The 24524-nt window shown below is 68.8% G+C and carries 25 protein-coding genes; 6 read left to right on the top strand and 19 right to left on the bottom strand.

Annotated elements, in window-relative coordinates; all coding sequences use genetic code 11:
* The first annotated feature begins 112 nt into the window (after window positions 1-112).
* A complete protein-coding gene (locus Q8Q85_11930; protein ID MDP3774963.1) occupies window positions 113-904 on the top strand; it encodes a substrate-binding domain-containing protein in 792 nt (263 codons plus the stop codon).
* Between the two features lie 56 nt (window positions 905-960).
* On the opposite strand, the gene Q8Q85_11925 is transcribed toward Q8Q85_11930, so the two are convergent.
* The gene (locus Q8Q85_11925) at window positions 961-2379 is read right to left on the bottom strand and encodes an aspartate ammonia-lyase (protein MDP3774962.1); all 1419 of its coding nucleotides are present in this window, start codon (window positions 2377-2379) and stop codon (window positions 961-963) included.
* Between the two features lie 31 nt (window positions 2380-2410).
* Between Q8Q85_11925 and Q8Q85_11920 the strand changes: the two genes are divergently transcribed.
* A complete protein-coding gene (locus Q8Q85_11920; GenBank protein ID MDP3774961.1) occupies window positions 2411-2749 on the top strand; it encodes a cupin domain-containing protein in 339 nt (112 codons plus the stop codon).
* On the opposite strand, the gene Q8Q85_11915 is transcribed toward Q8Q85_11920, so the two are convergent.
* The 18 genes from Q8Q85_11915 to Q8Q85_11830 form a co-directional block, all read right to left on the bottom strand.
* Window positions 2746-3303, bottom strand: a complete 558-nt coding sequence (locus Q8Q85_11915; protein MDP3774960.1) for a c-type cytochrome — start codon at window positions 3301-3303, stop codon at window positions 2746-2748. The two genes, Q8Q85_11920 and Q8Q85_11915, sit on opposite strands and share 4 nt — an antisense overlap.
* Window positions 3304-3403: 100 nt before the next feature.
* The gene (locus Q8Q85_11910) at window positions 3404-4153 is read right to left on the bottom strand and encodes an MBL fold metallo-hydrolase (GenBank protein MDP3774959.1); all 750 of its coding nucleotides are present in this window, start codon (window positions 4151-4153) and stop codon (window positions 3404-3406) included.
* Window positions 4140-5108, bottom strand: a complete 969-nt coding sequence (gene trxB / locus Q8Q85_11905) for a thioredoxin-disulfide reductase (protein ID MDP3774958.1) — start codon at window positions 5106-5108, stop codon at window positions 4140-4142. The genes Q8Q85_11910 and trxB overlap by 14 nt, the downstream gene beginning before the upstream one ends.
* A gap of 61 nt (window positions 5109-5169) precedes the next feature.
* On the bottom strand, window positions 5170-5898 hold the full coding sequence (locus Q8Q85_11900) for an SDR family oxidoreductase (protein ID MDP3774957.1): 729 nt from the start codon (window positions 5896-5898) through the stop codon (window positions 5170-5172).
* Window positions 5899-5902: 4 nt separating this feature from the next.
* Complete coding sequence (locus Q8Q85_11895; GenBank protein ID MDP3774956.1) at window positions 5903-6634, bottom strand: SDR family NAD(P)-dependent oxidoreductase; 732 nt, start codon at window positions 6632-6634, stop codon at window positions 5903-5905.
* Between the two features lie 8 nt (window positions 6635-6642).
* Window positions 6643-7098, bottom strand: a complete 456-nt coding sequence (locus Q8Q85_11890) for a peroxiredoxin (protein MDP3774955.1) — start codon at window positions 7096-7098, stop codon at window positions 6643-6645.
* Window positions 7085-7357 carry a hypothetical protein gene (locus Q8Q85_11885; protein MDP3774954.1) on the bottom strand — a complete coding sequence of 91 codons (273 nt, stop codon included), beginning with the start codon at window positions 7355-7357 and terminating at the stop codon, window positions 7085-7087. The genes Q8Q85_11890 and Q8Q85_11885 overlap by 14 nt, the downstream gene beginning before the upstream one ends.
* On the bottom strand, window positions 7354-7629 hold the full coding sequence (locus Q8Q85_11880) for a hypothetical protein (GenBank protein MDP3774953.1): 276 nt from the start codon (window positions 7627-7629) through the stop codon (window positions 7354-7356). Before Q8Q85_11880 ends, Q8Q85_11885 begins: the two co-directional genes overlap by 4 nt.
* A gap of 14 nt (window positions 7630-7643) precedes the next feature.
* On the bottom strand, window positions 7644-9050 hold the full coding sequence (locus Q8Q85_11875) for a dihydrolipoamide acetyltransferase family protein (protein MDP3774952.1): 1407 nt from the start codon (window positions 9048-9050) through the stop codon (window positions 7644-7646).
* Between the two features lie 112 nt (window positions 9051-9162).
* Window positions 9163-10143 (bottom strand): alpha-ketoacid dehydrogenase subunit beta, encoded by a 981-nt coding sequence (locus tag Q8Q85_11870; GenBank protein MDP3774951.1) that lies wholly within the window; start codon window positions 10141-10143, stop codon window positions 9163-9165.
* Window positions 10136-11224, bottom strand: a complete 1089-nt coding sequence (locus Q8Q85_11865; protein MDP3774950.1) for a thiamine pyrophosphate-dependent dehydrogenase E1 component subunit alpha — start codon at window positions 11222-11224, stop codon at window positions 10136-10138. The genes Q8Q85_11870 and Q8Q85_11865 overlap by 8 nt, the downstream gene beginning before the upstream one ends.
* A 103-nt stretch (window positions 11225-11327) precedes the next feature.
* A complete protein-coding gene (locus Q8Q85_11860; protein ID MDP3774949.1) occupies window positions 11328-11621 on the bottom strand; it encodes a hypothetical protein in 294 nt (97 codons plus the stop codon).
* 10 nt (window positions 11622-11631) lie between these two features.
* Window positions 11632-12801: a DUF2911 domain-containing protein gene (locus Q8Q85_11855; GenBank protein MDP3774948.1), complete on the bottom strand. Its 1170-nt coding sequence runs from the start codon at window positions 12799-12801 to the stop codon at window positions 11632-11634.
* A 15-nt stretch (window positions 12802-12816) separates the two neighbouring features.
* Window positions 12817-14562 carry an HAD-IC family P-type ATPase gene (locus tag Q8Q85_11850; protein ID MDP3774947.1) on the bottom strand — a complete coding sequence of 582 codons (1746 nt, stop codon included), beginning with the start codon at window positions 14560-14562 and terminating at the stop codon, window positions 12817-12819.
* A gap of 134 nt (window positions 14563-14696) precedes the next feature.
* Window positions 14697-17126: a sodium-translocating pyrophosphatase gene (locus Q8Q85_11845; GenBank protein MDP3774946.1), complete on the bottom strand. Its 2430-nt coding sequence runs from the start codon at window positions 17124-17126 to the stop codon at window positions 14697-14699.
* Between the two features lie 4 nt (window positions 17127-17130).
* A complete protein-coding gene (locus Q8Q85_11840; GenBank protein ID MDP3774945.1) occupies window positions 17131-18402 on the bottom strand; it encodes an inositol-3-phosphate synthase in 1272 nt (423 codons plus the stop codon).
* Between the two features lie 55 nt (window positions 18403-18457).
* Window positions 18458-19165 carry a CDP-alcohol phosphatidyltransferase family protein gene (locus tag Q8Q85_11835; GenBank protein MDP3774944.1) on the bottom strand — a complete coding sequence of 236 codons (708 nt, stop codon included), beginning with the start codon at window positions 19163-19165 and terminating at the stop codon, window positions 18458-18460.
* A 38-nt stretch (window positions 19166-19203) separates the two neighbouring features.
* Entirely contained in the window at window positions 19204-20403 is a 1200-nt protein-coding gene (locus Q8Q85_11830) for a DUF1343 domain-containing protein (GenBank protein ID MDP3774943.1), read from the bottom strand.
* A 6-nt stretch (window positions 20404-20409) separates the two neighbouring features.
* Between Q8Q85_11830 and Q8Q85_11825 the strand changes: the two genes are divergently transcribed.
* From Q8Q85_11825 to Q8Q85_11810, 4 genes are all read left to right on the top strand, one after another.
* Window positions 20410-22206, top strand: coding sequence for a glycoside hydrolase family 3 N-terminal domain-containing protein (locus Q8Q85_11825; protein MDP3774942.1), 1797 nt, complete (start codon window positions 20410-20412; stop codon window positions 22204-22206).
* A 40-nt stretch (window positions 22207-22246) separates the two neighbouring features.
* Window positions 22247-23443 carry a serine hydrolase domain-containing protein gene (locus tag Q8Q85_11820; GenBank protein MDP3774941.1) on the top strand — a complete coding sequence of 399 codons (1197 nt, stop codon included), beginning with the start codon at window positions 22247-22249 and terminating at the stop codon, window positions 23441-23443.
* 268 nt (window positions 23444-23711) lie between these two features.
* Window positions 23712-24287 (top strand): Uma2 family endonuclease, encoded by a 576-nt coding sequence (locus Q8Q85_11815; protein MDP3774940.1) that lies wholly within the window; start codon window positions 23712-23714, stop codon window positions 24285-24287.
* A 31-nt stretch (window positions 24288-24318) separates the two neighbouring features.
* Window positions 24319-24524, top strand: a 206-nt coding sequence (locus Q8Q85_11810; protein MDP3774939.1) for a hypothetical protein, incomplete at its 3' end; no start/stop codon positions are given.

Below are 24524 nucleotides of genomic sequence, written 5' to 3'. Positions count from 1 at the left end.
CCGGGATCCCCGTCGTCTTTGCACGACCGCCGTCGGCCCCATATCCTACAGACCCACAGTGGGATAGGAGCAGCGCGTGCGCCTGACGGCACTACTGACAATTGCAACTCTCGTGCCCTCAATTGGCTCGGCGCAGGCGCCTTCCCGCGGCGTCGTGCTGCTGGCCACGACGACCTCGCTGTACGACACCGGCCTGCTCGATTCCCTGGGGCCGGCCTTCGAGCGCGCGACCGGCTATCACTTGCGGGTGGTCGCGGTGGGCTCGGGGCAGGCCCTGCGGATGGGGGAGCGCGGCGACGCGGACGTGCTGCTGGTACACTCGCCCGCCTCGGAAGAAGCGTTCGTTCGCGCCGGGAACGCGGTACGGCGCTTCGTTGTGGCGTCAAACTACTTCACGATCGTCGGGCCGGCGGACGATCCTGCCTCAGTCCGCGACGCACCGACCGCCGCCGAGGCGATGCGGCGGATGGCCGCGGCACGCGCCGTGTTGGTGTCGCGCGGTGATTCGTCAGGCACTCATCAGCGGGAACTTCTGCTCTGGCGGGAGGCCGGGGGCCGGCCCGCCTGGCCGGGCTACCTGGAGAGCGGACAGGGAATGTCGATGACGCTGCTGATCGCCGACGAGCGGCGCGGGTACACGCTCACCGACCGGGCGACGTACGGCAGCCTTCGCTCCCGGGTGAGCCTTGTACCGATGCGCGAGCGCGAGCCGGCATTACTCAATGTCTACCACGTGATAGAGGTGAACCCGGCGGGACGCCCGCGGGTGAATGCGGCGGGGGCGCGCGCCTTCGCGGATTGGATGGTCTCGGAGCGGGTGCAGGATCTCCTCGGCCGGTTCGGCGAATCCAGGTTCGGAGAGCCCCTCTTCGTGCCCGCCCGTGGACGCGAGCCTCAGCCCTGACGGTCCTTCGAGGCCCGCCGGGCAACCTGGGAGCCTCGGCTCCGCGGACGCGCTGATCAGCCGGCGGAGCTCTGACCCTCTCCAGGGACCCCCAGCTCGGTCATCTTCCGGTAGTCGAGGATGTCTTCCAGCTCCTTGCCTTTGAGGATCCCCTTCTCCTCGACTAGCTGGCGGACCGTGACGTTCTTCGCCACCGCTTCCTTGGCGAGCTTCGCGGCCTCGGCGTAGCCGATCTTCGGGGCCAGCGCCGTGACGATCGCGGGGCTCCGCTCGAGCCAGTGCGCGCAGGCAGCCTCGTCGGCTTGGATGCCGGCCACGCACCGCTCGTTCAGCACCGCCGAGGCGCTGGTCAGGATCTCCATCGCGAAGATCAGGTTGTGCGCGATGACCGGCATCATGACGTTCAGCTCCAGCTGGCCGGCCTCCGCCGCGAGCGCCACTGTCTGGTCGTTCCCCATCACCTGATAGCAGACCTGGTTCACCATCTCGGCGATGCTGGGGTTCACCTTGCCGGGCATGATGCTCGAGCCCGGCTGCACCGCGGGCAGGAGGATCTCCGCGAAGCCGGTGCGTGGGCCGGAGGCGAGCAGGCGCAGGTCGTTCGCGATCTTGTTGAGATCTATGGCATAGGCGCGCAGCGCTCCCGAGAAGGCGGCCACGTCGCCGAGCGACTGCATCAGCTGGACGCGGTCCGCGCCGGCACGGAGCTCGAGGCCGGTGAGCGCCTTGAGGTGCTTCACCATCAGGGTCGGGTACTGCGGCTCCGCGTTGAGACCGGTGCCGACGGCCGTGCCGCCGATGCCGAGGTCGCGCAGATCGTCCGCCGACCGCTCGATGCGGGCGCGGCCGCGGCGGATGGTGCCGGTGTACGCCGCGAACTCCTGGCCGAGGCGGATCGGGGTCGCGTCCTGAAGATGGGTACGGCCCGACTTCATGATGTGGTCGAACGCTCTGCCTTTCTCGGCGAACGCGTCAGCGAGACGGTCAAGCGCCCCGAGCAGACCCGCCAGTCGCGACAGCGCGCCCAGGCGGATGGCGGTGGGGATCACATCATTGGTGCTTTGGGCCATGTTGACGTGATCGTTGGGGTGGATCGGCTGGTATTCGCCGCGCTTCCGGCCGAGGAGCTCGTTGGCGCGGTTGGCCAGCACTTCGTTGCAGTTCATATTGTGCGAGGTGCCGGCGCCGGCCTGATATACGTCCACCACGAACTGGTCGCGGTGCTGCCCGCCCAGCACCTCGTCGGCGGCGCGGGCGATGGCATCGGCGAGCCTCGCGTCGAGCCGGCCCGTCTCGCGGTGGGTCAGCGCCGCGGCCTTCTTGATCAGGATGACGGCGTCCACGAAGGCGGGCAGCGGCTTCAGGCCGGAGATGGGGAAATTGCGGCGGGCGCGCTCCGTCTGGACTCCGTAGAGGGCCGAGGCCGGCACCTCCAGTTCGCCCAGAGGATCGCGCTCGATGCGCGTATCGGTCATGGAAGTCTTCCGTTCCACAAGAGGTGCGTCCGTGTCCAACCAGGAATCGCCCATGGTGAACTTCTTTCCCGATGTCGCGGCCCGGGCGGTATTCGCCGCCCTGAAGATGCAGAAGCTGGACTGCTTCGCGACCCCGCGACTGCGGCTCGGCCTGAACTGCTTCGAGCCGGGCCAATCGCAGAAGGCCCACGCTCACGAGGGCGCGGACAAATTCTATCTGGTGTTGAGCGGGAAGGCCACCGTGACGGTCGGCGACGAAACGCGCGAAGTGGGGGCCGGCGATCTGGTCTTCGCGCCGGAGGGCGTTCCGCATGGTGTGCCGGCCGCGCACGAGCGCACGGTCATGCTCATCGGCATCACCCGAAGCTAGTGGCGATCGCGCCTGGCGCGGAGCGTGTCCGCCCACGCGCGACTGTTCTGAGCCGCCGCGCGGCCCGGCATCTCCATGATGTACGCGATCACCGCGAGCCGTTCCCACCCGCTCAACACCTCGCGGTGCGCGCGCATCGTGGTACCGTCGATGCCGCGCGTCACCATCGCGTAGAGGACGGCCGGGCCCGGGGGCTCACGCATCCCGGCGAACTCGGGCCTGGTGAAGTCATACGGCGGCGGGTCGGCGACCGCGGCACCGGGTCCGTTGCCCCGGCCCTCGTCGCCGTGACAGCTGGCGCAATACTGCGCGTAGAGCAAGGGCCCGGCTGACCGGGCGCTCGCGTCGGCCGCGAGCGGGTTGCACCACGTCGCGCTCTGGCCGGGCAGCGCCGCCGGCTCGAGGTGCGCCCACGTAGCGTCGCCGTCGCGATGAACGATGAGCGGCCAGAGAGTGTCGCGGACAGCGGACCACTGCGAAGGGCGCGGTGCCGGGCACGATTGCTGGGCGGGGGCGCGGACTACGAGGATCGCTCCGAGGGCAAGAACGGCCACCAGCACGGGGAGCGGGGAGCGGGGAGCGGTACCTTCGGATGCCCGTCGCGGCTTGCTGGCGCCGCGGCGAGCAACGGGAGGTACCGCTCCCCGCTCCCCCTTAATCGGAACAGTCCCCCAGCGGATACACGAACCCACAGTTGGCGCACGGGTTCTTGCACCCCCACGGCTTCGGGCGGACCTCGGCGCCGCACTTGAGGCACGCGTTGATCCCGGGCACCAGCTTCACGAATGGGTTGGACCGCTTCTCCTCCCCGATCGTCGTTTCGGGGCCATGGCCGGAATACACGACGGTCTCATCCGGCAGGGCGAAGAGCTTTTCCCGGATGCTGGCGAGCAGCGTGGCGGTGTCGCCGCCGGGCAGATCGGTGCGGCCGATCGATCCGGCGAATAGCGCGTCTCCCGCGAAAGCCGATCCGTAGCCGACGAAGGTCACTCCGCCCGGGGTGTGGCCGGGAGTGTGCAGCACCGCGAACGCCAGGCCGCCCACGCTCACGGTCTGGCCCTCGGCCAGGTCCGCGTCGGGGGGAGGGGGCGCGTCAGCGGAGAGGCCGAACATCTGTGCCTGTACCGGGAGCGAATCGTAGAGGCGCCGGTCGGCAGGGTGAAGGTGCACCGGGACACCCGTCGCGGCCTTGACCTCCGCCACCCCTGCCACGTGGTCGAGGTGCGCGTGCGTCAGCCAGACGGCGCGCAGCGTCCAGCGCTCGTGGCGCGCGCGGGCGAGGAAGAGGCCCGCTTCCTCGCCGGGATCGATGATGACCGCCTCCCCGCGCTCCGGGTCGGCGACCAGGTAGCAGTTCTCGGCGAAGGCGCCGTTGGTGAGCGTGACGACCCTAGGCGCTGCCAACCGGCTGAGCCGTCTTGGCGGCCTCGCGGTCCTTGAGCGCGGCGAGGTACTTGGACGCGGCGATGACCGCGGTCGTGGCGTCGCCGACCGCCGTCGTGATTTGCCGAGTGAGCTGCGCCCGCAGGTCGCCCGCCGCGAAGAGGCCCGGGATCGAGCTCATCATCACCTCGTCCGTGACGATGTAACCCGCGGCATCATGCTTGAAGTGCCCCTTCACGACGCCTGTGTTGGGCTGGAAGCCGATGAAGACGAACACGCCGCCGACCGGCAGCTGCGACGTCGCGCCGCTGACGGCGTTCCTGACCGCGAGGTGCTTGACGGCCTTCCCGTCGCCCTCGATGTGCTCGACGACCGTGTCCCAGACCACCTCGATCTTCGGATTCTCGAAGACGCGCTTCTGGATGATGGGCGAGGCGCGAAAAGCGTTCCGGCGATGGATGATGAAGACCTTGGACGCGTACCGGGTCAGGAACTCGGCCTCCTCGCACGCCGCGTCGCCGCCGCCGACGACCGCGAGCACCTCGCCGCGAAAGAAGTGCCCGTCGCACACGGCGCAGTACGACACGCCCTTGCCCGCGTATTCCGCCTCGCCCGGAACGCCGAGTTTGGTGGGGGTGCCGCCCGCGGTGAGGATCACGGCCGGCGCCTCGAAATTTTCACCGTTTTCTGTCGTGACCAGGAACGTGCCGTCGTCGCGCTTCTCGACGCTCGCCACCGTGTCCGTCACCATCTCGGTGCCGAACTTGAGCGCATGCGCCGCCATCTTCTCCGACAGCTCGAAACCCTTGATGGACTCGAAGCCCGGATAGTCCTCGATGAGCTCGGTGTTCAGGAGCTCCCCCCCCGGGGCGCCGCGCTCGATCACCACGCTCTTCAGCATGGAGCGGCCCGCGTAGAGCGCCGCGCAAAGGCCGGCCGGTCCGGCGCCGACGATGATCAGGTCGTAGTTCTTCATGATAGTGGTAACGTAGTTCCCGGCTCGCCGGGTTCCAGGTATCGCGCTTCCGGCGCGCCGGTCATCTCAGCAACCGCCCGCCGTCCACGACGAGCGTCTCCCCGGTGATGTACTCCTGCTCGATCAGGAACAGCACCGCGCCCACCACGTCGCCCGGACTGCCCAGCCGGCCCAGCGGGGTGGATCCGACCACCCGCGCGCGCGCGCCGGCGCTCCAGTCTTCCGGCAGGAGCACGGCGCCCGGCGCTACGGCGTTCACGCGGATCTTCGGCGCGAGGGTCTTCGCCAGCAGCTCCGTCATCGCGACGATGCCGGCCTTGCTGATGCAGTGCGCCGGGTACTGTTTCCAGCGCTCGAAGGCCGCGATGTCGGCCATGTTGACGATGGCGCCGCCCTTCTCCGCCATGACCGAGGCCGCGCCCTTCGCCACGAAGAAGGCGCCGCGCAGGTTCAAGTCCATGGTCCGGTCCCAATCCGCCGGCGTGACCTCGGCGAGCGGGCGGCGCTCCATGATCGCGGCGCTGTTCACCACGATGTCCAGACCTCCGAGCGCTTCGGAGGCGCGGCCCGCGAGCGCCTCCGCCTGGACGGCGTCCGACACATCGGCTTCGAGCAGCGCGATCTTCACGCCCCCCGCCTCACCCTCGACGGCCGTGGACCGGGCGCCGTGCGCTGAATGGAAGTAGTGGACCGCGACGTTGACCCCGCGCCGCATCAACCCGAAGGCGATGGCGCGCCCGAGCCGGATGCCGGCCCCGGTTACCAGCGCATTACGGCCGCGCAGCTCCACGGCTCTAGAGTTCCCCGTGCGAAACGGGCAGCACATGGCCGGTGATGCCGGCCGAGAGATCCGAGGCGAGGAACAGCACCGCGTTCACGATCTCGTCGATCTCCACCCAACGCGGCGGTTGCTCGGCGGTGGTCCGAACGTTGTCGTCGGTGCGGACCACGCCCGGCGCGACGGCATTGACGCGGACGCCATGGTCGCGCAGCTCCAGGGCGAGGCTCCGGGTGAGCGCGGCGACGCCCGCTTTGGCGGCGGAATAGGCGGCCATCGAGGGCTTGGCGTGGATCGCAGAGATGGAGGCGAAATTGACGATCGCGCCCCTCCGCTGCCCCACCATGACCTTGGCCGCGGCGCGCGAGACGAGGTACGTAGTCTTCACGTTCACGGCGATCTCGCGGTCGAGGACGCTGACGTCCATCTCCAGCATCGGCCCGTAGCCGGTGAGACCGCCCGCCACGTTGACCAGAATGTCGAGCCGCCCGAACGCCTGGAGCGCTTCCTCCACTATCCACTGCGCGACGTCCGGCTCCGTCAGGTCACCTGCGGCCGGGCGCGCCTCGATGCCCTGGGCCATGAACTCCCTGGCGCGCGCCGCCACCTCCACCGCGTTCCGGTCGGCGACGACAAGCTTGGCGCCCGCGCGGCCGAAGCCCTGGGCGACCGCATGGCCGATCTGGCCTACGCGCCCGACCCCGGTCACGACCGCCACTCGGCCCGAGAAGTCAAAGTCGCCGGCCATCGCGTTCCCTAGTCCAGCGCCGAGAGGATCACGTCCGCGCCCGGTGCGCCACGCTGCGCGAACAACACCGTACCGCTCCGGCCGATCAGATACACCGTGCGGGCGATCCCTTTCCCGTCGGGCTTCAGGGCGTGGTACGCCGCGGCCGCCTTTCGGTCTGGATCGGAGACCAGCGGGAAGTTGAACTTGAATTTCTCCGCGTACTTCTCGTGACTTTCCACCGATGCCGGGTTCACCCCGAACGTCTGCACGCCCTTGGCCACATAGTTGCTCTGCTCCTCGCGCACGGAGGAGAGCTGCTTGTTTCAGCCCGGAGTGTTGTTTCCGGGATAGAAGTAGAGCGCAACGTGACCCTTCTGGAGGAGCGTGCTCAGCTTCACGCGGCGGCCTTGAGTGGCGTCAAGCTCGAAGTCGGGCGCGCTGCTCCCTACCGCCAGCGGAAGGTCCGAGTCAGGAGCGCGCATAGCCGAGCTCCGGCGAGGTCCAGTCCGGCTGGCTCTGCCGGTACAGCGTCGTCAACTCCGCATCCGTCAGCTCGGCCAGAGCCGGGGCGCGGCTCTTGCTTCCGAGCGGCGAGAAGCGGCTCACCCTCCGCTCCCGCTTGCCGTGCGCGTCTCGCCGCTCGAAGAGCACCGGGAACTCGTCCCGCTCGTACACGGTGAACCGGCCCGCGATGGACACGGCCCACGCCTGTCCTTCCACGATCAAAGTGCGTTCGATCATGCGGCTCCACTCTCCAGCGGATGCTCGACCAGGGACCGGACCGGCTCGAAGCGGCGCGCGAGCGCCCTGAGCTCTGCGATCTCGTCGCCGAATACGGGCGCTTCGTCGCCCGCGGCCGTCGGTCCCTCCAGGAACAAAGTTATCTCGTTCGGTGCGATCTCGTTCCGGTACGCCCAGCAGTGCCACCCCGCCGGCTCGGCGCGCGCCCGCGCCGCGCGCATCACGTCGTCGGCGCGTTCCTCGCTGCCGGGGGACGCCTCGAAGATCAGCACGAAAAGATGCCGGCTCAGAGCGCGCCCTCGGAGAAGTCCTGAAGCCCGGCCTTGAGATCGGCCATGAAGCGGTCGGCGTCGGCGCCGTCCACGATCCGGTGGTCGTAGGAGATGGACAGCATCGTGGTCATCCGGGGCACGATGAGGTCGGTGCCGTCCTCGGTCGTCACGACCTTGGGCCGCTTCTCGATCGCGCCCACGCCGAGGATGGCGACCTGCGGCTGGTTGATGATCGGCGCGCCGATGTACGAGCCGAACACGCCGGGGTTGGTGATCGTGAAGGTACCGCCCTGCACCTCATCGGGCTTTAGCTTCTTGTTCCGGGCACGATCGGCGAGGTCCGCCATGGTCTTGGCGATGCCGAGGAGCGACAGCTCGTCCGCGTTCCTGATCACCGGCACGATGAGGCCCCAGTCGAGCGCCACCGCGATGCCGACGTTGATCTGTTGCCGATAGATGATGTTGCTGCCCTGCACCGCGGCGTTGAGGACGTGGTGCTTGCGGAGCTGGTCCGCCACCGTCTTCACGATGAAGCCGAGGTAGGTGAGCTTCGCGCCGCGACCCTCGAACTCCTTCTTGTGCGCCTCCCGCAGCTTCGCGATGCGCTGCATGTCCACCTCGTAGAACGAGGTGACGTGCGCCGAAGTGCGCCGCGAGAAGATCATGTGCTCGGCGGTGAGTTGGCGGATGCGGCTCATCGGCTCGACGCGGTCGCCGGGCCAGGGCGTCGCCTCCCACGCCCCAGCGGGCACCGAGGGCACGGGCGCACCAGCCGCACGGGGTGGCGCACCCGCTTCGGTGCGGCCGTGCGCCGGTGCGCCGGTGCCCGCTTCCAAGGTGCCCGCGTCCAAGTAGCCCAGGATGTCCTTCTTGGTCACGCGGCCGGCGAAGCCGCTGCCCGGGATCGCGGCTATGTCCACCTGGTGCTCGGCCGCGATCTTGCGCACCAAGGGCGTGGACTTGCGGCGAAGACGTTCCTCCGCGGTCTCCGGGCCCTCGAAGGACGGCGCCGGCGCCGGCGCGCGCCACGGCGGCGCCGTGTCGCCACTCCTGGTCACCGCGGGAGCGGCAACGGGAGCAGCGGCCGGAGCGGGAGCCGCGGCCTTCGGCGCCGCCGGCGCGGGAGCCGCGGCTGCCGGGGCCGGAGCGCTCGGCACGGGCGCCGCACCGACGGCCGACTTGTCCGTCTCGATCCGGGCGACGATGGTCTGCACCGGAACGGTCTGGCCTTCCTTGACCATGATCTCCGCCAGCACGCCCGCCGAGGGCGCGGGTATCTCCGCGTCCACCTTGTCGGTGCTGATCTCGAAGATAGGCTCGTCGCGCTTCACCTCGTCGCCCAACTTCTTGAGCCACTTCGACAAGGTGCCTTCGGCGATGGACTCGCCCATCTGCGGCATGATGACGTCAATCCGCGCCATGTGCTCACTCCTAGATGCGGGGAGCGGGGAGCGGTACCTGACGGTGCCGGACGTGGGGCTCCGTCGCGGTGGCGAGCATCCAATGGTACCGCTCCCCGCTCCCCGCTCCCTCTCAGTACGCTGCCAGTTTCCTTGCCACGTTCACGATATCCGCCGTCTGCGGCAGCACGTAGTCCTCGAGAGTCGGCGCGTAGGGCAGCGGCACGTCGGCCGCCGTGACGCGCAGGACCGGACCGTCCAGCCACTCGAACGCGTTCTCGTTGATCCGCGCCGCGATCTCCCCGGCGACGCCGCCGGTGCGCGTGTCCTCGTGCACGATCATCACCTTGTTGGTCTTCTTCACCGTCTCGATGATGGCCGCGTCGTCCATCGGCAGCAGGGTCCGCAGGTCGAGCACCTCGACGCTCACCCCGTCCTCCTTTTCCAGGATCTCCGCCGCCTCCAGCGACTTCCAGACCATCGCCGAGTAGGTGATGATGGAGAGGTCCTTCCCCTCGTGCGCCACGCGCGCCTTGCCGATCGGCGTCAGGAGGTCGCCGTCCTCCGGCAGGGTTTCCTTGATGCGCCGGTACAGGAACTTGTGCTCGAAGTAGAGCACCGGGTCGTCGTCGCGGATGGCGGCCTTGATCAGCCCTTTCGCGTCGCGCGCCGTGGCCGGGCAGACGATCTTGAGCCCCGGCGTATGGAAGAACGCGGCCTCGGGCATCTGCGAATGGAACGGGCCGCCGCGCACGTAGCCCCCGCACGGCCCGCGCACCACCATCGGCGTGGGCAGGCCGGCGCGGTACCGCGCGGTCGCGACGTAGTTGGTCAGCATGTCGTAGGCGCACGAGATGAAGTCGATGAACTGCATCTCCGCCACGGGCCGCAGGCCCATGTGGGCCGCGCCGGCCGCCGCGCCGACGATCGCCGCCTCCGAGATCGGGGTGTCGATGACCCGCGACTCACCGAACTCCTCGTGCAGGCCTTCCGTGACCTTGAACGCGCCGCCGTATTTCCCGACGTCCTCGCCGAGGATGAAGACGCGCTCGTCGCGCAGCATCTCCTCGCGCAGGCCGCCGCGGAGGGCCTCGAGGTAGGTGACTTCAGCCATGGGACGGGAGCCGGGAGCCGGGAGCCGGACCGTCGCGGTACCAGAGCGGCGGCTGCGCCGCCGGGTTCGCGTAGACCTCCGTGAGCGACGTTTCTGGCTCCGGGAACGGGTCGTTCTCCGCGATCCCTACGGCGTGCGTGAGCTCGGCGTCTATACGCGCGTCGATCTCCGCCAGCTCGTCCGCCGTCGCCCACCCGTTCTCGCCCAGCTGCTTCACGTAACGGTCCACCGGATCATTCTGTTCCCAATGCGCCAACTCTTCCTTTGGCACGTAGGACTGGTTGTCGTGCTCCGCGTGGCCCTTGCGGCGATAAGTGGTGAGCTCGATCATGGTCACGCCGCCGCCCACGCGGGCCCGCTCGATCGCGCGTCTGGCAACGTCGTACACGGCCAGAAGGTCATTGCCGTCGGCCGCGTCGGCGTGGGCGCCATAGCCCGCCGCCTTGTCCACGAGGCGCTTGACGGCGGTTTGCTTGTGCAGCGGCGTGGTGTAGGCGTAGCCGTTGTTCTCCATGATGCAGACCAGCGGGAGCCGCTGGACGGTGGCGAAGTTGATCCCCTCGTGAAACGTGCCGGTGCTGGTCGCGCCGTCACCCACGAATACCAGACCCACCCGCGGCTCCTTGCGCATCTTGAACGAGAGACAGACCCCCGCCATCACCGGCACCATGTCGCCCAGATGCGAGATCTGGCCGATGAAGCCCTTCTCGAGATCGCCGAAGTGGATGTTCAGCTCGCGGCCGCGGGTGGGGCTGGTGGCCTTGGCCATGTATTGGCGGATGATCTGGAGCGGCTCCGCGCCCTGGACGAGCATCGAGCCCAGGTTGCGCGTGAGCGGCGCGAGGAAGTCGCCCTTGGTCCGGTCGAGGGCGAAGGCACTGCCGACGGCGTCGGCCTCCTGGCCGAGGGAGCGGAAGAGGCCGCCGATGACCTTGCCTTGGCGGTACAGGTTGGTCAGCCGCTCCTCCAGGGATCGGGTGAGACGGAGGTAGTAGTACATCTCCAACAACTGCTCGCGGGCCAGCCCGGCTGGGATGTCAGGGGCCGTCTGGCGAGGGGCAGCCGCGGAGCGAGAGGGCATCGAACTCCCTTGAATTGCATGGGTTTACAGCGGGGGAAAGGTCGCCGCGGCGCGGGGGAGAGTCAAGCAGGACGGACCGACACGTCCGTCTGTCCGTCTTGTTTCAGTACCCGCCCCGAACCTTGTGCCGCGGCTCCTCGACACTGTGAAGCTCCGACAGCAGCCGCTTCGCCACCCTGTCCAACTCCGACTCGCCGACGTCGCTCGTCGCAAGGGTGACGCGGGTGTAGTGCCCACCCTCGATCTCGACGTGCAGGTCCACGGTGCCACGAGTGCCCGTGTAGCGGGCATGGTCCCCGCTCCCCGGCGCCGCGGCGAAGCCGCGGGCGCCAAGGAACCGGTTCGAGAAGAGGAGGACTTCCTCGGGAGTGCAGTGCGCTCGATAGAAGTATTGCATGGCCTCTAATCTATCGAACGGTGAATGGGATCGAAGCCTCGGTCGCGTCCCACTGGAGCTTGAGAACGCCGCCCTGCCCATCGGGCACGATGGACATCGTGAAGCGCTCGACCGGCTGCGGGAGCGTCGCGGAACGCATGTCGAGCTGGAAGATGTCCCGGTTCGCGTGATGGTCCGTTCCCCACTGCCCCGTCTCGCTGTTGATGAGGAGCTTCCACCCTGACTGCGACGGGATGGTCCACAAGGTGTAGAAGCCGGCCGGGAGCCGCACGCCGCCCAGCTCGAGGTCGCGGTCGGTCCTGAACTGCGTGGCGGCGTTGGCGCCGGTGCGCCACACCTCGCCCCATGGCACTATGGTGCTGCCGAAGAGGACGCGGCCGCGCTTGGCCGGACGGCCATAGTCGATCCATAAAGCAGCGCCGGCCACCGTCGCGCGAACAGTGTCGCGCGTGGACAGCGCGCCGAGGCCCTGGCCGTTGCGGTCGCGGGCGCCGAAGGCCGTGGCGAGACCATCGATATCCACCGTCGCGACGCGCGTCACGGTGAACTGCTGCGTCCCGCTCAAGGGGACGGCGCCCAGGATCAGCCCGTCGTGGTCCGCGCGCACGTGGAATACGTCGTTCCCGTCGTACATCCATAGCGAGTCACGATTGATGGCCTTGACGCCCATCATGGTGGTGTTAGCTCCTCCCAGGTAGTACGCCCGGACGGGCAGACTGTCGCTCCGCGCCGCGCGGAAACGTTGAGCGAGGAGCTCGAACGAGGCGAACGTCGAGGCGGCGCCACCCACCATCGGCACGGTACCGGCGGCCACGGCGACGCGCCGCGTCTGAACCGCCGTGTCGCGGCGGATCTCGACGACGGCGGAGTCGCCCGTGAATGTCGCCAGGATTCGCTGCAACGGTGTCGCCGTCACCGGCGCGCCGGGAAGACGTACCACGATCTCCGCGCGGGTGACATTGCCGTTCGGCGCGAAGTCCACCACGTAGTGGCGCACCGTGGTGCGCGGCGCGCGGGACACGACGTCGCCTTCGAGCCGGGTGGCCGTGCGCGTGAAGCGCTCGACCGCCGTGGTGTCGCTGCCCAGGCGGATGACGAAGGCCCCGCTGGCGGGGCGCTGCGCCACGAGCGGCGCGGCGGTCAGGCTGCCGAGGACGAGAACGAACGGGACGCGTTTCATAATGGTTCTCCGGGATCAGGTGGCAAAGGTCGGGGTGAAGCGGTTCAGCCGCACGCTGTTCGCGAGCACGGCCACGGACGATAACACCATCGCCGCGCTCGCCATGAGAGGCGACAGCACGACGCCGAACAGCGGGTACAGGAGGCCCGCCGCTACCGGCAGGCCCACGACATGGTACGCGAATGCCCAGAAAAGGTTCTGACGGACCGTGCGCATGGTGCGGCGGGCTAGCTCGAGAGCGGTGACCGCGAGCCGGAGATCGCCGCTGGTCAGCGCAACGTCCGCAGCGAGATCGGAGACCTCTGCATCGGCCCCGACGGCGATGCCCACTTGGGCGGCGGCCAGGGCGGCTTCGTCCTGGGCTGCGTCACCGATCATCGCGACCCGGCGGCCGGACCGCTGGAGCTTGCGGATCACCTCCACCTTTCCGGTCGGCGGCATCCCCGACTCGACATCGTCCACGCCGACCTCCCCCCCCACCGCGATCGCAGCCTTGCGCACGTCCGCCGTCACCAGGACGACGTGCAGCCCCATCTTCTTAAGCTGCCGCACCGCCCCGACGGCGGACGGCTTGATCCGGTCGGCCAGACCGAGCAGGCCGACGGGCACCCCGTCCAGGGCCACGAGGACCGGCGTCCGCGCCTTCGCGGCCAGCGTATCCACCGCGTCGGTGAAGGGCCCGACGTCAACGCCCAACTCGATGAGGAACGCCGCGCTCCCCACCGCAACGTGGCGTCCATTCACCACGGCGCTCGCGCCACGCCCGGGGCGGGCCTCGAACGCTTCGGCGTCGGGGGGCGTCAGCTCTCGCGAACCCGCTTCCCGCACTATCGCCGCGGCGAGCGGGTGGTCGGCGAAACGCTCGACGGCGGCCGCGTAGCGCAGGACCGACTCCTCGTCCAGCGGCGCCCGGCCGCTAGTGTGGTCGTCCGTCCTCCAGCTCGTTAGCACCTCGATGACGGCCGGCCTCCCCTCGGTCACCGTGCCGGTCTTGTCCAGCACGACGACGTCCAGACCCGCCGCGGCCTCGAGCGCGTCACCGCCCTTCACCAGCACGCCGCGCCGCGCGCCGTGGCCCGCGCCCACGCGGACGGCGGTAGGCGTGGCGAGGTAGAGCGTCGCCGGGCTCGCGGCCACGAGTACCGAGACGAACGCCACGAGACCGAGGCCGCCGGATGGCCCGGGCGCGAGGTCGAGCCAAAGCACGAAGGCGGCGACGGCGAGAGCGAGCGCCATCGGCGCGACCAGGCCGCCGACTCGCTCGGCGAGCTCCGGACTCGGCACGGCCGCCGGCGGCGCCGCGGCGGCTATTCCGGCGATGCGCGCCAGCAAGCGCGCTTCCAGCAGGCGCCGCCCGAGCGACAGCGCGATCAGGGAGGTCACCACTTCGAAGGAGGCGTCGGCGGCGATGCCCGAACGGGCTAGAAGTCCCGGCGCGAGCGCCACGGCGCTTGAGGCGAGCATCGCCACGGCAGCCGCCACACCGATCAGCGTGCTCTCGTCCGCCCTTCGGCGCCGCACGCTCCGCCACGCGGCGGCGAAGAGCGGACGGCCGGCCCAGAACACCACGGGTAGCGAGAGGACGAGAAGGCCGATCTGGAGCGACCTTGCGGGCAGCGCGAAGAGCCACGGCATCGCGTCCCGCGCCACGCGGGTCGAGGGCCCGAGGGCCCGCGCCAGCAGATCGGCCCCGGCGGTCGAGCGGGAGGCCAGCAGCGGCAAGGAGCCGATCAGCGTCACGATGGCGACGAGCCCAGCCACGAGTCCGGCGGATCCGGATGGAGCTGGAAAGGATGGTTCCGCGGACGGAGGCGATCGTCCCGGTGCCAGGAACCACCACAGCACCCAGACGATCGCCACCGCGCCGGCGAGCGTAACGACGAGCCTGACGGTGGTCAGTGAGCCGAAGCGCCATCGATGCGCATGCCGTAGAACGAACGCCACACGAACGTCATCGAGACGGCGAGGAAGATGGCCGCGAGGATGTGCGTAAGAGTCACGCCGCGCTCGGCCGACAGCGATACCGCCAGCTCCACCGCGAGCAGCCCGAAGAGCGTCGTGAACTTGATGATCGGGTTCAACGCCACCGAGCTGGTGTCCTTGAAGGGATCGCCGACCGTGTCGCCCACCACCGTGGCCGCGTGCAGGTCGGTGCCCTTCAGGTGCAGCTCGGTCTCCACGATCTTCTTCGCGTTGTCCCACGCGCCGCCGGCGTTGGCCATGAAGATCGCCTGGTAGAGCCCGAACAGCGCGATGGAGATCAGGTAGCCGATGAAGAAGTAGGGCTCGACGAACGCGAAGGCGAGCGTCGCGAAGAAGACCGTGATGAAGATGTTGAACATCCCCTTCTGCGCGTATTTGGTGCAGATCTCCACTACCTTCTTCGAGTCCGCCACCGAGGCCTTGGTCGATCCCTCGAGCTTGATGTTGGCCTTGATGAACTCGACCGCCCGGTAGGCCCCCGTCGTCACCGCCTGGATGGATGCGCCCGTGAACCAGTAGATCACCGAGCCGCCGGCGATGAGGCCGAGCAGGAACGGCGGGTGCAGGATGGAGAGGTTGGAGAGCAACTCCGGCTTCAGCCCGTCGGTGAGGGCCATGATGATCGAGAAGATCATCGTCGTCGCGCCTACCACCGCGGTGCCGATGAGCACCGGCTTGGCCGTCGCCTTGAAGGTGTTCCCCGCGCCGTCGTTCTCCTCGAGATGAGCCTTGGCCTTTTGGAAGTCCGGCTCGAAGCCGAAGTCCCGCTTGATCTCAGCCTTGATGCCGGGGAGCGTCTCGACCATCGAGAGCTCGTAGACCGACTGCGCGTTGTCGGTCACCGGGCCGTAGGAATCCACCGCGATCGTGACCGGCCCCATGCCGAGGAATCCGAACGCCACGAGCCCGAACGCGAACACCGCCGGCGCCATCATGAGCGGGGCGCCCGGGTCGGTGCCGCCGAGTCCGATGGTGCTGACGCCGTAGGCGATGCTCATCAGCAGCAGCATCGACATCCCCAGCCAGTAGGCGCCGAAGTTCCCGGCCACCAGGCCCGACAGGATGTTCAGCGAGGCGCCGCCCTCGCGCGAGCTGGTCACGACCTCGCGCACGTGCGCCGAGTGCATCGACGTGAACACCTTCACGAACTCGGGGATGACCGCGCCCGCCAGGGTGCCGCAGGTGATCACCGTGGAGAGCTTCCACCACAGCGTGGGGTCGCCGCCGATGTCCGGGATCAGCAGGTACGAGACGGCGTAGGTGAAGGCGACCGATACGATCGACGTCAGCCACACCAGGGTGGTGAGCGGCGTCTCGAAGTTCATCTTGTCGGCGTACTGGAACCGGGCCCGCGCCCAGGCGGCGTTCAGGAAGTACGAGAGCCCCGACGCGATGATCATCACGACGCGCATCACGAAGATCCAGACCAGGAGCTGCACCTTCACGATGGGGCTGCCCACCGCGAGCAGGATGAAGGATATCAGCGCGACGCCGGTGACGCCGTAGGTCTCGAAGCCGTCGGCGGAAGGGCCGACCGAGTCTCCGGCGTTGTCGCCGGTGCAGTCGGCGATCACGCCGGGGTTGCGGGCGTCGTCCTCCTTGATCTTGAACACGATCTTCATCAGGTCGGCGCCGATGTCGGCGATCTTGGTGAAGATGCCGCCGGCCACCCGCAGCGCCGCGGCGCCGAGCGACTCGCCGATGGCGAACCCGATGAAGCACGGCCCGGCGTAGTCGCCGGGGATGAAGAGGAGGATGCCCAGCATCATCAGCAGCTCGACGCTGATAAGCAGCATGCCGATGCTCATCCCCGCCTCGAGCGGGATCTCGTAGCACGGGAACGGCTTGCCCCGGAGGCTGGCGAAGGCGGTCCGCGAGTTGGCGAAGGTGTTGACCCGGATGCCGAACCAGGCGACGCCGTAGCTGCCCGCGATGCCGAGCAGGCTGAAGGCCAGGATGATGAGGACCTTGATCAGCGGGAAGCCGTGCTGGACCGCGCCGGACGCATTCGTCCAGGTGGCGAGCTCCCCGAAGTAGAAGGCGATGATCGCGCCGATGAAGACCCACAGGATCATCAGGAACCGGCCCTGGGTGATCAGGTAGGTCTTGCAGGTCTCGTAGATCAGCTCCGAGATCTCGAGCATCGCGGCGTGTACCGGCATCTTCTTCAGGCGGGTGTAGTTCCACAGCCCGAAGAGGAACCCGAAGGCACAGATCAGCAGACCCCACATCAGGAGGGTCCGTCCGCCCGTGCCGCCGAAGAAGGTCGCCGAGTTGAGGTCCGGTAGGACGAGGTTAGCCTCGCCGCCGGCCCGATGAACCGGTGCTTCCTGCCAGGTCATGCCGTTACTCCTCGTAGTATTCGATGCCGAGATGGGTGATCTGCTCCTCACCCTTCAGGTAGCGGAGCGTGTTCTTGAGCTTGGTCTGCTGGATGAAGAGGTCGTGCTCCGGATTCAGTCCCGGAGCCGCCATCGGGCTCTTGAAGTAGAACGACAGCCACTCCTGGATCCCCTTCATCCCCGAGCGCTGCGCCAGGTCGGCGAAGAGCGCGAGGTCCAGGACGATGGGCGCCGCGAGGATGGAATCGCGGCAGAGGAAGTCCACCTTGATCTGCATCGGGTAGCCGAGCCACCCGAAGATATCGATGTTGTCCCACCCCTCCTTGTTGTCCCCGCGCGGCGGATAGTAGTTGATCCGCACCTTGTGGTAGATATTGCCGTACAGCTCGGGGTACATGGCCGGCTGGAGGATGTGCTCCAGCACACCGAGCTTGGACTCCTCCTTCGTCTTGAACGACTCCGGGTCGTCGAGCACTTCGCCGTCGCGGTTGCCGAGGATGTTGGTCGAGTACCACCCCGCAAGGCCGAGCATGCGCGCCTTCAGCATCGGCGCAAGCACGGTCTTCATCAGCGTCTGGCCGGTCTTGAAATCCTTCCCGCCGACCGCGACCTCGCGCTCCCGCGCCAGCTCCAGCATCGCCGCGATGTCCACCGTCAGGTTGGGTGCGCCGTTCATGAACGGCACGTCCTCCATGAGGCACGCCCAGGCGTACAGCATCGAGGGTGCGATGGACCGGTCGTTCTTGTCCATGGCCTTCTCGAACGTCTTGAGCGTCTGGTGGGCCGGACCGGGCCGGATGAAGATCTCGGTGGACGCGCACCAGACCGCCACGGCGCGGTCGAGCTTGTTGGCCTTCTTGAAGTCCCGGATGTCCTGCCTGAGCTGCTCGGCCAGGTCGCGCTTCGTCCTTCCCTTCTTGACGTTGGTGCCGTTGAGTCGCTTCACGTAGTGCTGGTCGAAGACCGCCTTCATCGGCTTGATCTTCTTGAGGAAGGGGCCGATCGCATCGAGCTGCTCCTGCTCGAGCACGCCGGCCTTCCTCGCCGCCGTATAGGCGTCGTCGGGGATGGGGTCCCAGCCGCCGAAGACGACGTCGCGCAGGTTCGCCAGGGGGACGAAGTCCTTGATGAGCGGGGCGCGGCGCTCGGTGCGCTTGCCCAGGCGGATGGTCGCCATCTGCGACAGCGAACCGATGGGCTTCGCCAGTCCGCGCCGCACGCTCTCGACGCCCGCGATGAACGTGGTGGCTACGGCGCCCATGCCGGGAGTGAGCACGCCGAGGCGGCCCCTGGCCGGCTGGATGGGCCGCGGGTTCGGAGACTTCAGGGGATCAGGTTCCTTTCCCAACGGGATCGGCGAGCACGGGGGACGGCCGCGGCGTGGCCACGGGGTCAGCCAGCGGCGCCGCGCCGGCACTGGAGCGGAACACGTGCACGATCCGCTGCACGACCGTGATGAAATTGACGACCGTGAGGACGAAGAGAATGCCGAGGAGCAGCCATCCGTGGCGGCCCGCGCCCCAGATCATCGTCGGAATGCCGAGGAAGACGATGCGCTCGGCCCGCTGCGCGAACCCCACCTTGCACTCGAGCCCGAGGCCCTCGGCGCGGGCGCGGGCGTAGGAGACGATGAACGCGCCGCACAACGCCGCAAAGCAGAGGCCGAGGCCGAGGACCGGCAGGCGCTGGCCCGGGGTGTTGATGATGTACACGCCGAGGCCGGCGAAGACCGCCGCCTCGCCCAGGCGGTCCATCGTCGAGTCGTAGAAGGCGCCGAACTTCGTGGACATGTTCCCGCGGCGCGCGACCTTTCCATCCAGTATGTCGAACACGCCCGAGAACAGCAGCATGAACGCGCCGAGCCGGAGCGCGCCAAGGCCGAACGCGATGCCTGACGCGAGCAGCACGAAGCCGCTGAGCGTCGTGATCCCGTTGGGTCGGAGACCGGCACGAACGAGGCTGTCCGCGACTGGATCCATCCAGTCCTGGAACGCCTTCTTCACCGGCTCCGGGAGCAGCGTCAGTTGCCGAAGTTTCATGGGTTTGCGCAGCACGCGAAGCTAATCCCGGGGCGGGATTACCGCAAACGGGGAGGCCGGACGCACGGGGATCCGCGATACAGGAGATAGGGGCTTCGCCTAGCCAGAAACGCGCGAACCTCCTCGGGCCATTCCGCCTGGCCGGTGGGCCACACCCCGAGGTGGCGCGCCATCAGAGTGGAGTCCACCCTCAGCGAATCGCCGTGCAGCTCGCGGATGACGCCCAGGAGGCGGATGACGTCCCGGATCGCGTCGCCGCGCCTGCGGTCGAAGCGGCCGAACCGGACCGCGTGGACGGGCACGCCGTCGTACTTGCGGTCGCCGGGGTCGCGCGGGACGAAGGTAAGCGTATCGAGTCGCACGCCGTAGCGGTGTTGCATCGCTGCCGCGACCCGCGCCGCGTCCATCCACGGCGCGCCCACTTGGCGCAGCGGCGCGTTGGTCCCGCGCCCAACGGAGAGGTTCGTGCCGATCGTCAGCCCCTCGCCCTCAAGCAGCACAGTGCCTGGATACCACGCTGCGGACTCGAGGTCCGGCAGGTTCCGCGATGGCGGCACCCACGGAAGGCCCGTCTCGTCGAACCAGCAGCAGCGCCGCCAGCCGGATACGGGCGCGACCACCAGGTCCGCCCCGATGCCGAGCTCGACGTTAGCCAGGCGCGCGAGCTCGCCCATCGTCATGCCGTGCCGCAGGGGCACGGGCAGGATGCCGACCGCCGAGTGGTAGGCCGTGGCAAGCTCAGGCCCCTGCACGGCGCACCCGATCGGGTCCGGCCGGTCGAGCACGATGACCCGCATGCGCGCGCTCGCGGCGGTCCGCATCGCGAGCACCATCGTGCGGTGGTACGTGTAGGGTCTCGCCCCGACATCCTGGAGATCGACCAGCAGGACGTCGAGGCCGGCAAGTTGCTCGGCGCTGGGCGGTCGCGCTCGCCCTGCGGCCTGAAGACTATAGATTGGTAGGCCGGTGGCCTCGTCCACCGTGTCGCGCACCTGCTCGCCCGGCCGCGCCGTGCCGCGGATCCCGTGCTCCGGCGCGAAGAGGGTGACAAGGCGAGCGTGGGGCCAGCGGGCCAACCGGTCGATCGTGGAGACGCCGTGCGCGTCCACGCCGGTCTGGTTGGTGATGAGGCCGAGTCGCTTGCCGGCGATCAGATGGGCCGAGTCGGAGAGCAGCACGTCGATCCCCGGCCGAACGGGGTTCTGCATTCCCAGGGCGAGACCCGCAACCAGAGTCACGAATCCATGCACGTGCGTCCGTCCTTCGCTCTGCTGCTCGTCTGTGCCGGGTGCGCCCGAACGCCGCCGCCCGAGAACCCGGCGCCCGAGCCCGAGGCGGTGGCTGTCACCATAGCGGCGCCGCTCCGCCTGCGCGCGTCGTTCCCTGAGTCGGGCCCTCCGCCGGCCTTGTCTTCGATGACGGTGCGCCAGAAGGCCGCCCAGCTAGTGATGCCTTGGATCGGCGGCGAGTACTGGGCGGCGGACCAGGACTCGATGGCCGCCGCGCTCCGTCTGGTCGTGGACGACGAGGTCGGCGGGTTCGTGGTCGGCCTCGGCGGCTCGGCGTACGACCTGGCCGCGAAGTTCAACGCGCTCCAGCGTGCGTCTCGGGTCCCGCTCTTCATCGCCGCGGACCTGGAGTCCGGCCCGTCCATGCGGATCCGCGGCGGCACCGCCTTCCCCGGCAATATGGCCCTCGGCGCCACGGGCCGCGAGCTGGACGCGTACGAAGTGGGCCGCGTGATCGCGCTCGAGGGACGCGCGGTCGGCATCAACATGGTGTTCGCGCCGGTCGTGGACGTCAACAACAACCCGCTCAATCCCATCATCAACGTGCGCAGCTTCGGCGAGGACCCGCGCCAGGTGGGCGTCCTGGCCTCGGCGTTCATCCGCGGCCTGGCCGAGCACGGGATGCTCAGCACCGCGAAGCACTTCCCCGGCCACGGCGACACCGAGACCGACTCGCACGTGGCGCTGCCGGTGATCAACGCGGGACGCGCGCGGCTCGACTCGATCGAGCTGGTGCCCTTCCGCGCCACCGTCGCAGCGGGGGTGGACGCGGTGATGAGCGCGCACATCGCGGTGCCGGCGCTCGCCGGCAACGGCGCGCCGCCCGCGACCCTCTCGGCGTTCGTGCTCGACACGTTGCTCCGGCGCGACCTCGGCTTCCGCGGGCTGGTCGTCACCGACGCGCTCAACATGGGGGCGATCGTGGCGCGTTACGGAGCCGCGCAGTCGGCGGTGATGGCGCTAGCGGCGGGCGCCGACATCCTCCTCATGCCGACCGACGCTCACGCGGCGATCGAGGCGGTGGTGCTCGCGGTGGAGCGCGGCGAGGTGAGCGAGGCGCGATTGGACTCGTCGGTAACGCGGCTCTTCGCGGCCAAGGCGCGCGCGCGGCTCTTCCGCCGACGCACGGTGGACCTCGCCGCGATCCCGGGCACGGTAGGCAGGCGTGATCATGCGACGCTCGCGAGGGATATCACGCAGCGCAGCGTCGTGCTGGCGCGCGACACGCCCGGTCTCGTGCCCCTGCCCGCCGCGCAGCGGCGGCGCGTCACGGTGGTGGCCTACGGCGACGAGAACAACACCAACGCCGGCGCAATGCTCGCGGCGGCGCTCCGGAGCGGTGTCGACACGTTGCGCTTCATGCGGATCTGGCCGGCGTCGGGTCCCGCTTCGTACGACTCGGTGCGGGCGCTGGCGCAGCGCGGCGGGCCGGTGATCTTCGCGCCGGCCGTTCGCCCCACGGCGTGGCGGCCGAACGCCATGCTGATCCCCGACTCGCTCGCGGCCCTCATCGAGCAGCTCTCCCGCGCCGGCGCGCCGGTGATCGTCGCGTCCATGGGGAGTCCCTACGTCCTCGCGCAGATCCCGGGCGTGCCGTCGTATCTGGTGGCCTGGAGCGACAACGACCTCGCCGAGGGCGCCGTCGCGGACGCGCTGCTCGGGCGCGCGGGGATAGGCGGCCGGTTGCCCGTCGCGTTGCGGCCCCTCTATCTGGTTGGGGCGGGGCTCACCCGCGCATCATCGCAGCCTTGACACGCGCGCAAGTCGTTGCCGATCATGACGATAGAAACGCGTGCTCGCTGTCGCCGCGCTGACCGCGATGGTTGCCGCTAGCCAGGACACCAGCGGCCGCTGGCTCCCATTGACCCGCGGGCTCGAGGAGGCCGTCCAGCGCCGCGCGTTTCCCGGTGCCGTGGTGGCAGTGGGGCGGCGTGACACCGTGCTCTACCTGCGCGCGTTCGGTCATCTGGACTACGAGCACCGCGCGCCCGTCACGACGCGCACCGTGTACGACCTCGCATCGCTCACGAAGGTGGTCGGGCTCACGACCGCGATCATGATGCTGGTGGAGAACGGGCGCGTTGACCTCGATGCGCCGGTGCGTGGGTACGTGCAGCTGTTCGGCTACACCCACGACTCCACCATCACCGTACGGCACCTACTGACGCACAGCTCGGGCCTTCCCGCGTGGAAGCCGTACTTCCAGCAGGCTGGCACGCGCGGAGACATCTTCGACCGCGCGGCGCACGAGCCCATCGAGAACCCCACCGGCACGCGGATGGTCTATTCGGACGTCGGCGCGATCATTCTGACGAACATGGTGGAGACGATGACTGGCGAGCGGCTCGATCGGTACGTCCAGCGCCTGTTGTTCCAGCCGCTCGGGATGCGCCACATGCGCTACCGGCCGCCGCCGAGCTGGCTCCCGAGGATCGCGCCCACGGAGATGGACACCACGTACCGCCACCGGCTGGTGCACGGGGTGGTCCACGACGAGAACGCCTACGCGATGGGGGGCGTGTCGGGACACGCCGGGCTGTTCGGCACCGCGCCGGACCTGGTGAGGTTCGCGCAGATGATGCTGCGCGGAGGGACGTTCCCCAGCTCGCGCGCGTCGAGTCGTGCGCTGGTCATGGGCGCGCACGGACCCGGCTTCGCGGGTGCGGCGAGCGAGCGTGACGTGGAGATCGGGTTCGTGCGCGCCGAGACCATCGCGGCGTTCACGCGGCGCCAGGACTCGGCGTTCTCCTCGCGTGCGTTAGGCTGGGACACCCCCGACGGACTGAACAGCGCGGGCACGCGGCTGGGCCCGCACGCCTTCGGGCACACGGGGTTCACGGGGACATCCATCTGGATGGACCCGGATCAGGACCTGTTCGTGATCCTGCTGACGAACCGGGTGCACCCCACGAGAGAGAACACGCAGATCTTCGAGGTGCGGCGCCGGGTTGCTGACCTGGCCGCCGTGGAGATCGGGGGGAGAAGGTAGGCGCCGCAACCCGGCGGCGGACAATTCACGTCGTGAATGATTATCATTCACATCATGGATGATCCATCCCTAACCCGCGGTCTGGCCCGCCGGCTCCGAGCGGCACTCCGGTCCGCTCCGTTGGTCGTGGTTATCCTGCGGCCAGAAGCGGCCTGAACGCGTTTTTCCGTACCGGCCTGCATCAGATCCGATACCATGATAGCCGAGATGCGGCACCATCTTAGGGAGTGTCTCGCCCTTGCGCCGCTACCCACCGAGGCCGAATACTATGGCCATGCCCGTTCTGCCCGAGGTCCGACGCTACACGGTCGCTGAGGCGCTCGCCCTCCCCGACGACGGCAACCGCTACGAGGTCGTGCACGGGGAACTGCTCGTGACCCCGGCGCCGCGGGCCGTACACCAGGGCGTCGTGACGCGGTTGCTCGTTCGCCTCGCCGAGTACCTCAAGCCCCTGGGGCTGGAGCGCACCCTTTTCTCCGGTCCGGCGGACATCTTCTGGGGCGATGATGTCTGGGTCCAGCCAGACATACTCGTCGTGGTGCCGGAAGAGGTCTCGACGGACTGGCGCACCTACAAGACGTTGAGGCTCGTGATCGAGGTGCTCTCGCCCTCGAGCACGCGCGGCGACCGGGTGGTGAAGCGTGGCGTGTACCAGGAGAATCGCGTCGCCACGTACTGGGTCGTGGATGCCGACCGCCGCGTCGTCGAGGTCTGGCACCCGAAGGACGAAGCGCCGGAATCGGTGACGGACGTGCTGCGGTGGCGCGTGACGCCCGACGCACCGGAGCTGGAGATCGTCTTGAACGACGTGTGGGCGCAACTGCCAAAGGAACCGCGACGTTGACCTGGCTCGACGCCGTGCCTAGGTTTCAGGCGTGACGTTCGCGGAGGAGCACATGGCGACGACCAATGAGCAGGCCATCACCCTTCGCCTCACGCCGGCGGCGCTGGCGAAGGTGAGAGAGTTCATCGCGGCCGAGGATGTTCCGGCGGAGACCGGCGGCCTCCGGGTGGGCGTGGTGCCGGGCGGCTGCTCCGGGTTCAAGTACGAGATGAGCATCGACGACGCAGCGATGGACGA

Source organism: Gemmatimonadales bacterium (assembly GCA_030697825.1).
Lineage (GTDB): Bacteria > Gemmatimonadota > Gemmatimonadetes > Gemmatimonadales > JACORV01 > JACORV01.
Note: the sequence above shows the minus strand (reverse complement) of the source record. Positions and strands in the feature narration are given on the sequence as shown.